The 12,130-nt window shown below is 73.7% G+C and carries 13 protein-coding genes; 9 read left to right on the top strand and 4 right to left on the bottom strand.

The features are described 5' to 3' along the window. Window positions 1-14 precede the first annotated feature (14 nt). The gene (locus ABZX11_RS10225; RefSeq protein ID WP_176176483.1) at window positions 15-857 is read right to left on the bottom strand and encodes an SDR family oxidoreductase; all 843 of its coding nucleotides are present in this window, start codon (window positions 855-857) and stop codon (window positions 15-17) included. Between the two features lie 82 nt (window positions 858-939). Then, window positions 940-2,157, bottom strand: a complete 1,218-nt coding sequence (locus tag ABZX11_RS10220) for a PP2C family protein-serine/threonine phosphatase (RefSeq protein ID WP_354911659.1) — start codon at window positions 2,155-2,157, stop codon at window positions 940-942. Between the two features lie 176 nt (window positions 2,158-2,333). Here ABZX11_RS10220 and ABZX11_RS10215 point away from each other — a divergent pair, with 176 nt between their 5' ends. From ABZX11_RS10215 to ABZX11_RS10190, 6 genes are all read left to right on the top strand, one after another. Further along, complete coding sequence (locus ABZX11_RS10215; protein WP_354912017.1) at window positions 2,334-2,759, top strand: MarR family transcriptional regulator; 426 nt, start codon at window positions 2,334-2,336, stop codon at window positions 2,757-2,759. A gap of 74 nt (window positions 2,760-2,833) precedes the next feature. Then, a complete protein-coding gene (locus tag ABZX11_RS10210) occupies window positions 2,834-3,697 on the top strand; it encodes an STAS domain-containing protein (RefSeq protein WP_176176481.1) in 864 nt (287 codons plus the stop codon). Beyond that, complete coding sequence (locus ABZX11_RS10205; RefSeq protein ID WP_354911656.1) at window positions 3,694-4,074, top strand: STAS domain-containing protein; 381 nt, start codon at window positions 3,694-3,696, stop codon at window positions 4,072-4,074. Before ABZX11_RS10210 ends, ABZX11_RS10205 begins: the two co-directional genes overlap by 4 nt. Further along, entirely contained in the window at window positions 4,064-4,486 is a 423-nt protein-coding gene (locus ABZX11_RS10200; RefSeq protein WP_176176479.1) for an anti-sigma regulatory factor, read from the top strand. Before ABZX11_RS10205 ends, ABZX11_RS10200 begins: the two co-directional genes overlap by 11 nt. Continuing rightward, complete coding sequence (locus ABZX11_RS10195) at window positions 4,483-5,475, top strand: SpoIIE family protein phosphatase (RefSeq protein ID WP_354911654.1); 993 nt, start codon at window positions 4,483-4,485, stop codon at window positions 5,473-5,475. Before ABZX11_RS10200 ends, ABZX11_RS10195 begins: the two co-directional genes overlap by 4 nt. Next, complete coding sequence (locus ABZX11_RS10190) at window positions 5,475-6,686, top strand: PP2C family protein-serine/threonine phosphatase (RefSeq protein ID WP_354911652.1); 1,212 nt, start codon at window positions 5,475-5,477, stop codon at window positions 6,684-6,686. Before ABZX11_RS10195 ends, ABZX11_RS10190 begins: the two co-directional genes overlap by 1 nt. On the opposite strand, the gene ABZX11_RS10185 is transcribed toward ABZX11_RS10190, so the two are convergent. Continuing rightward, window positions 6,655-7,431 carry a GntR family transcriptional regulator gene (locus ABZX11_RS10185; protein WP_176176476.1) on the bottom strand — a complete coding sequence of 259 codons (777 nt, stop codon included), beginning with the start codon at window positions 7,429-7,431 and terminating at the stop codon, window positions 6,655-6,657. The two genes, ABZX11_RS10190 and ABZX11_RS10185, sit on opposite strands and share 32 nt — an antisense overlap. Window positions 7,432-7,568: 137 nt before the next feature. Between ABZX11_RS10185 and ABZX11_RS10180 the strand changes: the two genes are divergently transcribed. From ABZX11_RS10180 to ABZX11_RS10170, 3 genes are all read left to right on the top strand, one after another. Beyond that, the gene (locus ABZX11_RS10180) at window positions 7,569-8,438 is read left to right on the top strand and encodes an aldolase (protein WP_176176475.1); all 870 of its coding nucleotides are present in this window, start codon (window positions 7,569-7,571) and stop codon (window positions 8,436-8,438) included. Window positions 8,439-8,470: 32 nt separating this feature from the next. Beyond that, on the top strand, window positions 8,471-9,955 hold the full coding sequence (locus ABZX11_RS10175) for a CoA-acylating methylmalonate-semialdehyde dehydrogenase (protein ID WP_354911649.1): 1,485 nt from the start codon (window positions 8,471-8,473) through the stop codon (window positions 9,953-9,955). Between the two features lie 1,224 nt (window positions 9,956-11,179). After that, complete coding sequence (locus ABZX11_RS10170) at window positions 11,180-11,539, top strand: hypothetical protein (RefSeq protein ID WP_354911647.1); 360 nt, start codon at window positions 11,180-11,182, stop codon at window positions 11,537-11,539. Here the strand turns inward: ABZX11_RS10170 and ABZX11_RS10165 are convergent. Continuing rightward, complete coding sequence (locus ABZX11_RS10165; protein ID WP_354911644.1) at window positions 11,536-12,111, bottom strand: TetR/AcrR family transcriptional regulator; 576 nt, start codon at window positions 12,109-12,111, stop codon at window positions 11,536-11,538. The genes ABZX11_RS10170 and ABZX11_RS10165 overlap by 4 nt on opposite strands. Window positions 12,112-12,130: the final 19 nt, after the last annotated feature.

Genomic DNA, 12,130 nt, shown 5'->3' with positions numbered 1-12,130 from the left:
GCTTTCCCGGCGGATCAGAGGATCGGCACGCCGCCCGTCACCGCGACCCGCGCGCCGGAGACGTAACTGCCGTCGTCGGAGGCCAGCAGCACATACACCGGCGCCAGCTCGGCCGGCTGCCCGGCCCGCCCCAGCGGCACCTGCTCACCGAAGGACTTCACCGCCTCCTCCGGCATGGTCGACGGGATCAACGGCGTCCAGATCGGCCCCGGCGCGACACTGTTCGCCCGGATCCCCCTCGACCCCAGCAGCTGAGCCAGTGCACCGGTCATGTTCGCGATACCGGCCTTCGTCACGTCATACGGCAGCAACTGCGGGGTCGGGTTGTCGGAGTTCACCGACGAACTCCCGATGATCGACGCCCCCGGCTTCAAATGCGGCAAGGCCGCCTTGACCAGGTAGAAGAACGCACTCAGGTTGATCGCCAGCGTCCGGTCCCACTCCTCGTCACTGATCTCCTCCAGCGTTTCGTGGCTCATCTGGAAGGCCGCGTTGTTCACCAGCACGTCGAGCCGGCCGAACTCCTCGACCGCACGGGCGACCAAGGCCCGGCAGTGCGCCGGGTCGGCGACGTCACCGGGCACGACGACGGCCTTGCGCCCGGCCTCCTCGACCCAGCGCCGCGTCTCCTCCGCGTCCTCGTGCTCGTCGAGGTAGGAGATCAGCACGTCGGCGCCCTCACGGGCGTAGGCGATCGCCACCGCACGGCCGATGCCGCTGTCGGCCCCGGTGATCAGCGCCGCCTTGCCGGTCAGCTTGCCCGACCCGCGGTAGCTGTGCTCGCCGTGATCGGGCCGCGGCGTCATCGCGGCGGTGGTCCCGGGCGGGGTCTGCTGCTGGGCGGGCTGCTCGGACACGGTGGCTCCTCGGGTGCGGGGGTGGTTCTCCCCGTCCGTGTTCCCGGCCGCCGCCGGTTCACACACCCACCGCCGGTCCGGGCTACGGCGCCTCGTCGATCCGCCGCACGGTCATCGCCGGTTCCTTCCCGGTCCCGGACAAGGGCGTCGAGCCGAACCAGTCCAGGCACACCACCATGGCGTCGTCCTCGGCCTGGCTGCCGTGGCGGCGGGTGGACAGCTCCCGCAGCATCGCGCCCGGCACGTGCGCCGCCGGCAGGTCCGCCGTCGCCGTCACCGCTTCGGCCAGCTCGCGGTCCCCGTAGCGCTCGCCGTGCGGGCCCATCGCGTTGTAGACGCCGTCGCTGACGAAGACGAACCGGTCGCCGTCGGCCGCGTGGAAGCCCTCGACCGTGTAGATCGTGCCGTCGAACGTGCCGAGCGGGAGCTGCTCGTCGAACAGGATCCGCTCGGCCTTGCCGTCACGCAGCCGCCACAGCCGCGGCGAACCGGCGTCGACCACCGCCACCTCGCCGGTGCCGAGGTCGAACTCCAGCAGCAGCGCGGCCACGTGCTCGGCGCCGCGGTAGTGCGCGTAGACCGCCTGGTCGGCGAGCTCGGCCTGGGCGTCGAGCGGGATCCCGGCGCGCCGGGCGTTGCGCAGGGCGTTGACCGCGAGGTTCGTCAGCAACGCCGCTTCGCTGCCCTCGCCCATGCCGTTGATCAGGGTGACGGCGAGCGTCCGCGCGGACGCCGACCAGTCGAAGCAGTCGCCGTAGATGGCGTAGGCGGGCTCCAGCTGCCCGCCGAGCGCGAACTCGGCGCGGGTGCAGGCGCGCCCGGGCAGCAGCTGCCACTGCATCTCCGCGGCGAGCGTCAGCCGCGAAGACCGGCGCGCCTGGATGTAGAGGTCGGTGTCCCGGTCGGCGACGAACAGCTCGTGCGCCACCGCTTCGGCGATCCGCTGCAGCTCGGCCCACACCGGCGGCTCGGGTTCGTCGGGCAAGGTGACGGCCAGCACGCCGAGCCGGTCGCCGCGGACGCTGACCGGCAGGTAGCCGGTGATGCGGTCGCCGTCGCGGGCGAACGTCGCCGCCTGCGCGACGAACGCCGCTCCCGGCGTCGTGCCCTCGACCGGGATCGGTTCCGTCGTGTACGGCCGGTCGCTCACCCGGCACAGCTCGGTCAGGGCGTAGTCGGCCATCAGCAGCTCGACCGCCTCGGCACCGAAGTGCTCACCCAGCCCGGACCGCAGCGCACCGGGCAGGTCGTGCGGTGGCACGTCCCGCAGGAGACGCTCCACCGCCAGGGATCTGTCCAACGCCTGCCTCCTGCTCACGCACCCGTGCCGGGATCGGTTCTGTCGAGTCTGCGCCGCTCCGGCGCGCCGGTCCACGGCGAGTCGCGCGAGCTGTGCTGCCGGTTCAGCATAGGGATGCCAGAGTGGACGCCGTGGATCCATCCCGCGAGCAGGCCGTCCCGGAGGGGACGGCTGCCGTGTCGGACCTCGCCCGCCTCTTCGAGTCGGTGGTCGAGGGCGAGCGGGACGTGTCGCCGCGGCCGCTGTCGGTTTCCCAGTTGCGCGCGGTCGTCGCACTGGACCGCCACGACGGGGTCAACCTGCGGCAGCTGGCCGAGCAGCTCGGCTCGACGCCGCCGCTGGTCAGCAGGCTGTGCGACCGGCTGGAGGCGGTCGGGTTCCTCGAGCGGCTGCCCAGTGCGCGCAGCCGGCGCGAGCTGACGCTGCGGCTGTCCGACCGCGGGCGCGCGTACCTGCAGGACCTGCGGGCCCGGCGCCGGGACCGCGTCCAGGCGCTGCTGGCGAAGATGACGCCGGCGGGCCGGGACGCGCTGGCCGCCGGGCTGCGGGAGTACCGGGCCCTTGCGGAGGCGGCCGGGGACCTCCCCGATTTGCGTTCGTGATACAACTGTTGTTGTATGACAATCACTCAGTCGGCGTACAGCAGAGCGCGCCTCGATGATCCGAGGAGGGGTCGGTGCTGGGCACGGACGACAGCCAGGTCCGCACGGTCCTGGCGCGCATGCTGGAAGAGGACCGGACCGCGCTGGCCCGCGACTGGGCGGGCCAGGAGCCGGGCGGCAGCGACCGGAACGGCCAGGACCTGCGGCGCGAAGCCGTCGAGCTGCTGGAGGCCCTCCGGACCGCGCTCGGCGGCACGCTCCCGGTGTCCCGGATCGTCGAGCAGGACCCCGCGGTCCGCGACGCGCTGACGTCGCTGTCGGAACGCCGGGCCCGCGCGGGCGCCCAGCCGTCGGCCACCGCGATGGCGATCCTCGCGCTCAAGCGCACGATGCTGAGCTCGATCGAGCGGCACACCGACGACTCCGCCCTCCGCTACCGGGCCGCACTGCTGGTCAACGAGCTGCTCGACAGCGCGGGCGTGCTGACCTTCGAGGTCTACTCGGCCGGCCGCGAGCAGATCATCCGCGAGCAGCACAGCCAGGTGCTCGAACTGTCCACGCCCGTCGTGCGGCTGTGGCGCCACGTCCTCGCCGTGCCGCTGATCGGCACGCTCGACAGCGCCCGCACCCAGGTCGTGATGAACAGCCTGCTGGAGTCGATCCAGGCCAACGAGGCGCGGGTGGCGATCATCGACATCACCGGCGTCCCGACCGTCGACACCGCGGTCGCGCACCACCTGCTGCAGACCGTCAGCGCCGTCCGGCTGATGGGCGCGGAGTGCGTGATCAGCGGCATCCGCCCCTCGATCGCGCAGACCATCACGCAGCTGGGCATCGACCTCTCGCACATCGTCACCCGCGGTTCGCTGGCCGACGCGCTGGCGACCGCGATGCAGCTGCTCGGCGACGGCGCCCACCCGGGCGCGGTGACCGGGTGAACGCCGGCCTGCCGATCCTGCGACTGGGCGACATCCTGCTCACCGGGCTGCTGAGCGACCTGGACGACAAGACAGCCCTCGCCTTCACCGAGGAGCTGACCACCCGGATCGCGAACGAGGGCATCCGCGGCGTCATCATCGACATCTCCCGGCTGGAGATCATCGACTCGTTCGTCGCCCGCGTGCTCATGCAGCTGGCCGGCACCGGGCGGCTGCTCGGCACCCGGATGGTCGTGGCGGGGATGCGCCCGGCCGTCGCGCTCACCCTGACCGAGCTCGGGCTCCAGCTCACCGGCGTCCGGACCGCGCTCAACGCGGAGCAGGCGATGGAGCTGCTGGGCTGGCGCCGTCCCGCCGAGGCGCCCCATGCTCCCTGACGAACGGACCGTCCCGTCCGGCGAGCACCCGGTCCGGGTGGAGGGCGACCTCCTCTCCGCCCGGCACGCCGTGCGGGCGGCCGCGGTCGCCGCGGGGTTCTCGATCGTCGACCAGACGAAGATCGTGACCGCGGCCAGCGAACTGGTCCGCAACGCCTACATCCACGGCGGGGGCGGCGCGATGACCGTCGAAGCGGTCCGCGATCCGGCCGGGCGGATCGGGATCCGGCTCCGGGTCCGCGACGAGGGCCCCGGGATCGCCGACGTCGAGCAGGCCATGACCGACGGCTTCAGCACCGGCGCCGGGCTCGGGCACGGCCTCGGCGGCACCCGGCGGCTGGTCGACGAGTTCGACCTCGACACCGCACCGGGCCGCGGCACCACCGTCACGGTCGTGCGCTGGAAGCCATGACCGCGACCGCCGCCGGCCTGACCCGCCGGATCCGCGTCGACCACCCCAGTGCCGGGTACGCCGCCGCCCGCGTCGCCCGCGAAACCGCCCACGAGGCCGGGCTCGCGGGCGTGCTGGCCGACCGCGCCGCGGTGGTGGCGGCCGAGCTCGCCGGCAACATCGACAAGCACACCGACGGCGGCTCGGTGTTCGTGCAGGCGTCGCTCACCGGGCGCGGCGTCGACGTGCTGGCCGCCGACGACGGTCCCGGCATGGCCGACCTCGACCACTGGCTGGTCGACGGCAACACGACCACCGCCACCCTGGGCACCGGCCTCGGCGCGGTGAAGCGGATGGCGGCCGAGTTCCGGATCACGTCCTCGCCCGCGGCCGGGACGCTCGCCGCCGCCCGCCTGCTCGACCCGGCCACGCCGGTGCCCCGCCGGGCGATCGGGCACTTCCGCCTGCCCCGCGACGGCGAGCAGTTCTGCGGTGACGCCGTCGCGCTGGCCGACGTCACCGGCAGCCGGACCGCCGTCGTCGCCGACGGGCTCGGGCACGGCCCGGACGCCGCCGAAGCCGCGGAGGCCGCGCTGCGCGTGTTCACCGAGAACCCCGACCGCCCGCTGCCCCACCAGCTGACGAACATGCACCGCGCGCTGCGCACGACCCGCGGCGCGGCGGTCGCGCTCGTGCGGATCGCGCCCCGGCGGCTCGAGTTCTGCGGCGTCGGCAACGTCAGCGGCGCGAGCCTCGGCGACGGGCCGTCCCGGCTGCTGCTCAGCACGCCCGGCGTCGTCGGGTTCACCCTGCCGTCGGCGCCGGTCCGGCACCTGGCGCTGGCCGACGACGACGTCGTCGTGCTGCACACCGACGGCGTCGGCACCGGCTGGCGCGTCCCCGGCCGGGCGCCGGACCTGCTGCTGCTCGCCGCGGACCTCGCGCACCGGCACCGGAACGCCCGCGACGACGCGGCAATGCTCGCACTGAGCGCGGAGAGGCCCGCCTGATGCGTCCCGACCTGGCCCGGATCCGGCGGCGCCTCCGCACGGCCTGCACCCGGGCCGGCGTGCCCGCCGACGACCGCGGGCGGCTGGTGCTCGCGGTCACGCTGCTCGCCGAACCGGCGCTCACCGCCGGCGAGAACGTGGACGTGGCGATGGCGGCCTCGGACCGGCGGCTCGCCGTCACGGTGCGGCTGGACCACCCCGTCAGCCAGGGCAGCCGCAACGCCCTGCCGCTGCTGCCCGAGCGCGGCGACGGCGACACGCTGACCTGGCACCTCACCGGCGGCAGGCCCACGGCCACCGCCGACCTCGACGACGACCGGGCGACCCGCGAGGAGATGCTCGCGCTGGTCGCCCGCGCCGACACCCTCGCCAACGAGCAGCGGGACCTCAAGCACGAGCTCGCCGAGACCAACAGCGGCGTGCTGGCGATGTACGTCGAGCTGGAGCAGCGGGACGAGCAGCTCCGCCGCGCGCACGCGGCGATCTTCCGCGAACTGGAGGACGCGCTGCGCCCGCGGCCGCCGCTGGTGCCGGGCCTGGAGCTGGCCGTCCACTATTCGCCGACCGACCAGGACTCCCCCACCGGCGGCGACCTCTACGACTGGTTCGTCCTGCCCGACGGCCAGGTCCACGTGACACTGGTCGACGCGGTCGGCCACGGGGTGACCTCGACCCGGCACGCGCTGACGACCACGCACGCGATCCGGACCCTCGCGCTGGAGGGGCACCCGTTCCCGGACCTGATCGCCCACGCGTCGCACACCCTCGCCGCGATCGAGCCGGGCCTGATGGCCACCGTCCTGCTGGCCCGGATCGACCCGTCGACCGGCCGGACCCGCTTCGCGCACGGCGGCCACCCGGAGCCGGTGCTGGTCACCGCGGGCGAGCCGGCCCGCCTGCTGCCGGCAACGGAGCCCGGCCGCGGGGTCGGCTTCCCCGATCCGGGCAGCCGCGAGCTGGTCGAGGTGGTCCTGGCCCCGGGCGACACGGTGCTGCTCTACACCGACGGCCTGGTGGAGAGCCGCAAGGACATCGACGAAGGCCAGGCCCGGCTGCTGGCGCTGGCGGCGGCCCACCGCACGTGGCCGACCGCGGACCTGCCGCGCGAGCTGGTGACCCGGATGCACGACGTGGTGCAGCACGCCGACGACACGGTGGTGCTGGCGGTGCGCCGGAGCCCTACTGCGGCCCGTTCGTCAGCGACAGGTTGAACGTGTACCGGGACGCCCGGTACACGTGCCACCCGTATTCGACGACCCGCCCGGCGTCGTCGTAGGTGGTGCGCTGCATGGTCAGCAGCGCGGCGCCCGGGGTCTCCCCGAGCAGTTCCGCGTCCTCTTCGGTGGCCAGCCGGGCGCCGATGTTCTGCTCGGCCGCGTGCAGCCGCACGCCGGCCGAGCGCAGGAGCTGGTAGAGCCCGCGCTCGCGCAGCTCGTCGTCGGCGGGGTCGACGAGCCCGTCCGGGAGGTAGTTGTTCATCAGCGCGAGCGGCTCGCCGTCGGTCGAGCGGAGCCGCTTCAGCCGCCGGACGTGCGTCAGCCCGGGCGCCTCCAGCAGCTCGGCCACCTCGGCCCCGGCCTCTTCGACCCGGTTGACCAGCACCGCCGACTCCGGCTTGCCGCCCAGGCCGGCGAGGTCGTCGAACAGGCTGCTCAGCCGCAGCGGCCGGCTCACCTTCGTGCGGACGACCTGCGTGCCGACCCCGCGCCGCCGCACGAGCAGGCCCTGGTTGACCAGCGTCTGGATCGCCTGCCGGATCGTCGGCCGCGAGAGGCGCAGGCTCGCGGCGAGGTCGACCTCGTTGTCCAGCCGCGCGCCCGCCGGCAGCCTGCCGTCCTCGATCGCGGCGTGCAGCTGCCGGGACACCTGGAAGTACAGCGGCTCGGGGCTGCCCGGGTCGAGGACGATCTCGCGCCCCGCGTCCCAGGCCGGGAAGGTGGCGTCCAGCTTGCTCATCGGGGCAGCGTACCGCCTCGACGCCACCTGTTGGGATGACGTGTTGTCCATATGTCTTGACAAAGTTCCGGGCCGCTGGAATCGTCGGCAGCGTCATCGACAGGCGCGAAGGGCGCGCCTCGGGCTGGGAGGGAACCGTGACCGACGTGCTGCGGCGCATCGTCGCCCAACGCGTGCACGATCCGGGCGCGATCGCCGAGGCGGCCGCGAACCGCACGCGGGCGGCGTCACCCTTCAACCACTCCGGCCGCATGATGATCATCGCGGCGGACCACCCGGCCCGCGGCGCGAACGCCGTGGGCGGCAACCCGACGGCGATGGCCGACCGCGGCGAGCTGCTGGAGCGGCTGTGCCTGGCGTTGGAGCGCCCCGGCGTCACCGGCGTCCTGGCCACCCCGGACGTCATCGACGACCTGCTGCTGCTCGGCGTGCTGGACGGCAAGACGGTGCTCGGCTCGATGAACCGCACCGGGCTGGCCGGGTCGAGCTTCGAGATCGACGACCGGTTCGCCTGCTACGACGCGGAAACGATCCAGCGGATGCGGTTCGACGGCGGCAAGACCCTGACCCGGATCTGCCTGGAGGACCCGGCCACGCCCGGCGTCCTGGAGAACACCGCGAAGGCGGTCAACGAGCTGGCCGACCGGAAGCTGATCGCGCTGGTCGAGCCGTTCCTGTCGCGCTGGGTCGAGGGGCGCGTGCAAAACGACCTCTCCCCCGACGCGGTGATCAAGTCGATCACCATCGCCGCCGCCCTCGGCCGGTCGTCGGCCTACACCTGGCTCAAGCTCCCGGTGGTCGAGGAGATGGAGCGCGTGCTGGCGTCCTCGACCCTGCCGGCCGTGCTGCTCGGCGGCGAAGTCAAGGACCCGGACGCGGCCTTCGCCGCCTGGCAGCGGGCCCTGGCCCAGCCGACGGTGCAGGGCCTGGTGGTCGGCCGCTCGCTGCTCTACCCCCACGACGGCGACGTCGCCAAGGCCGTCGACACCGCGGTCGGACTGCTGTGATTTCGCACCGGCGCCACTACCCGGAGGACACCGTGAACACCATCGAGCACTGGATCGACGGCACCGCCACCCCGGCGGGTTCGACCCGCACGGCGCCGGTCTACGACCCGGCCACCGGGCAGCGGCAGGCCCGGGTGCTGCTGGCCGAGCCGTCCGATGTGGACACCGCAGTCTCGGCCGCGGCCAAGGCGTTCGAGTCGTGGGGCAACTCGTCGCTGTCCCAGCGCACGAAGGTGATGTTCGCCTTCCGCGAGCTGCTGGTGCGCCACGAAGACGAGCTCGCCGGGATCATCTCGGCCGAGCACGGCAAGGTGATCGAGGACGCCCGCGGCGAGATCGTCCGCGGCCGCGAGGTCGTCGAGTACGCCTGCGGCATCGCCGACGCGCTCAAGGGCAGCTTCTCCGACCAGGTGTCGCGGGACGTCGACGTGCACGACTTCCGCCAGCCCCTGGGCGTGGTCGCCGGGATCACGCCGTTCAACTTCCCGATCATGGTGCCGCTGTGGATGCACCCGATCGCCATCGCCACCGGCAACACGTTCGTCCTCAAGCCCAGCGAGCGCGACCCGTCGGCCTCGAACTTCGTCGCCCGGCTGTATTCCGAAGCCGGCCTGCCCGACGGCGTCTTCAACGTCGTGCACGGAGACAAGGTGGCGGTCGACGCGATCCTGGACCACCCGCAGATCGCGGCGGTGTCGTTCGTGGGTTCGACGCCGATCGCCAAGTACGTCCACGAGCGCGGCACGGCGGCGGGCAAGCGCGTCCAGGCACTGGGAGGCGCGAAAAACCACGCGGTCGTCCTCCCCGACGCGGACCTCGAGTTCGCCGCGGACCACCTGACGGCGGCCGCATTCGGTTCGGCGGGCCAACGCTGCATGGCCATCTCGGTCGGCGTGGCAGTGGGTTCGGCGGGCGACAGGCTGGTGGAGATCCTGCAGCGCAAGGCCGCGGAGGTGAAGGTAGGCCCCGGCACGGACCCGGCAAGCGACATGGGCCCCCTGGTCACGGAGGCGGCCCGCGAGCGCGTGGAGCAATCGGTGGCCCGCGGCGCGGAACAGGGAGCAAAGGTCGTCGTGGACGGGCGAGGCTTGAAGGTGGAGGGCCACGAGGAGGGCTTCTTCGTCGGCCCGTCCCTGCTGGACGAGGTAACCCCGGAGATGGACGCCTACCGCGACGAGATCTTCGGCCCGGTGCTGTCGATCATCCGAGCGGCAACGCTGGACGAGGCAATAGAGGTGATCAACACCAACCCGTACGGCAACGGAACGGCGGTCTTCACAGCAAGCGGCGAGGCGGCCCGCAAGTTCCAGCGAGAGGTCAAGGTGGGCATGATCGGCGTGAACGTCCCGATCCCGGTCCCGATGTCGTACTACTCATTCGGAGGCTGGAAGGACTCCCTGATAGGAGAAAGCCCCATCCACGGCCCGGCGGGCACCCGTTTCTACACCCGCGCAAAGGTGGTAACAACCCGCTGGCCCCACACCGAAGCGGCGTTCAACTTCCCGACAGCCACCTGACCCGCTTCCACCGGCTCCCCGCCCCCGGCGAGGGGCAGGCCGCAGCCGCGGGAGGGGCAGTCCAAGGCAGTCGAAGCCGCACGAACCGGCAGCACCGCCTGAGCCACCCGAGCAGCCTGGGAGCCGGAGGGCCCGGGGGGCCGGGAGGCCGGAGGGCCCGGGGGTCGGGAGGCCCGGGGGCCCCGGAGGCCCGGGGGCCGGAGGGCCCGGGGGCCGGAGGGCCCGGGGGCCGGAGGGCCCGGGGGCCGGAGGGGCCGGAGGGCCCGGGGGCCGGAGGGGCCGGGGGGCCGGGGGGCCGGGGGGCCGGGGGGCCGGGGGGCGACGTAACCCGCCGGAACCACTCCGAGCCACACAACCGCCTCAGCCACCCGAGCCGCCGGGGAGCCGGGGCCGGGGAGCCACCCAACCCGCCGGAGCCACCCCGAGCCACACAACCGCCTCAGCCACCCGAGCCGCCGAGCCGCCGGGGAGCCGAGGCCAGGTCCGGGACCGGGGCCGGGGCCGGGGCCGGGGCCGGGGCCGGGGCCGGGGAGCCACGCAACCCGCCGGGACCACCCCGAGCCACATAACCGCCAAAGTCCCCAGAACTGCCCGAGCCACGAAGAGCCACGCGAACCGCCAGGGCTCCCCCACACCCGGCTGTATCAATCGCCCAAGCCGCCGAGCCACGGGAGCCGCGCAAATCTCCTGAGCTACCGGGCAACGAGGAGCCGCGCGGGCCGCCCGAGGCGCCCCGAGCCGCCAAAGGCGCCCGGGCCGGGCCGGCCCGGCGGGCCGCATCCGCCCCGGCGGGCCGGCCCGGCGGGCCGCATCCGCAAAAGACGAGTCACCCCAAGGCAAGCCGCGGATTCGGCGGGAGTCGCCGGAGCCAGCCGAGCCACGCAACCGACCGGGCCGCCCGCTCCCCAAGCCAGCAGCCCGTCCGCCCCCGCGAGCCGCAGCCGCAAAAGGGCGCGCCGGCAGCGGCCCGATTTTCACCTCGAGCCCCGTCGCCTGCGATACCTCGGTCGCCCGCCGGTCGGCCACCACAGAATCCGGGTCGCTCCGGGCCGCGCCGCCGCGGGCCGCCACCCGCGCCGGGCTCGCAAACCTTGCCGTCCCACGGCCCTCCCAGCAAGACCCCTCCCGGCGGCGGCCTCGAGCCCCCAGCCGCCCAGCCGGCAACCGGAACACCTCTCTCCGTTTTCCGGTACGGTGGCAACACCACCCCCGAAGGAGGCTCCCGTGGGATACCGAGGCCCGCTCCCGAAAACCGCGATCGCCCGGTACAACACCTGCGTAGCCGCGCTCCGGACGTCACCGCGGTGGGGGCCGCTCGTCCGGCGGCGCCTCACCCAGATCACCTACACCGGCCGCCGGTCGGGGCGGACCTTCAGCACTCCCGTCGGCTACCGGCGGGATGGCGAGGTCGTCACCATCGGCGTGATGATGCCCGATGCGAAGTCGTGGTGGCGCAACTTCACCGGCGACGGCGGCCCCATCACCCTCGACCTCGATGACACCGGCCGCACCGGTCACGCCGTTGCGCGGCGCGATGCACGCGGGCGGGTCACCGTCACCGTGCGGCTCGACGGCGAAGCCTAGTCCGGGTGCGCGGCCATCCCGTGCCACAACAAGTCCGCGAGCTCCGCCGCGTCGCGCTGCCAGTCGCCGTTCGGGTCCAGCCACAAGAGGCCGCCCAGACCGCGCATCACCAGGACCGGGGTCAGACCCGGGCGGACCGTTCCGGCCGCCGCGTTGGCTTCGAGCATCGCCGCCACCGCGCCGAGCATGTCCTCGAACGCGTCGCCCGGCAGCTCGCCGCGAGCCGCCGTTGCCGTGCGGAGGGCGTCGGCCAGGCCCTTCTTCGTCATCATGTAGTGGGCCACGTGGTCGGTCACCCACAGGCGCATCGCCTCGTCCGGGGGGTGCTTCTCCAGCAGCACCGGCACGATCTCCACGATGTGCCGGACCTCCCGCCGGTAGACCGCCAGGATCAGCGCCTCCGGGGTCGGGAAGTGCCGGTACACCGTGCCGACGCCGACGCCGGCCTGCTTGGCGATCGCGTTGAACGAGACCTCGCCCGCGTCGGCCAGGGACGCCGCCGCCGCGACGAGGATGCGCTCGTGGTTGCGCCGGGTATCCGCTCGGCGCGGGCTGACCGATCCGGTCGACATGGTTCCTCCCGGTGGTCGT

Source organism: Amycolatopsis sp. NPDC004169 (assembly GCF_040610315.1).
GTDB lineage: Bacteria > Actinomycetota > Actinomycetes > Mycobacteriales > Pseudonocardiaceae > Amycolatopsis.
The sequence above is the reverse complement of the archived record's forward strand: the minus strand, read 5'-3'. Positions and strand labels throughout refer to the sequence as shown.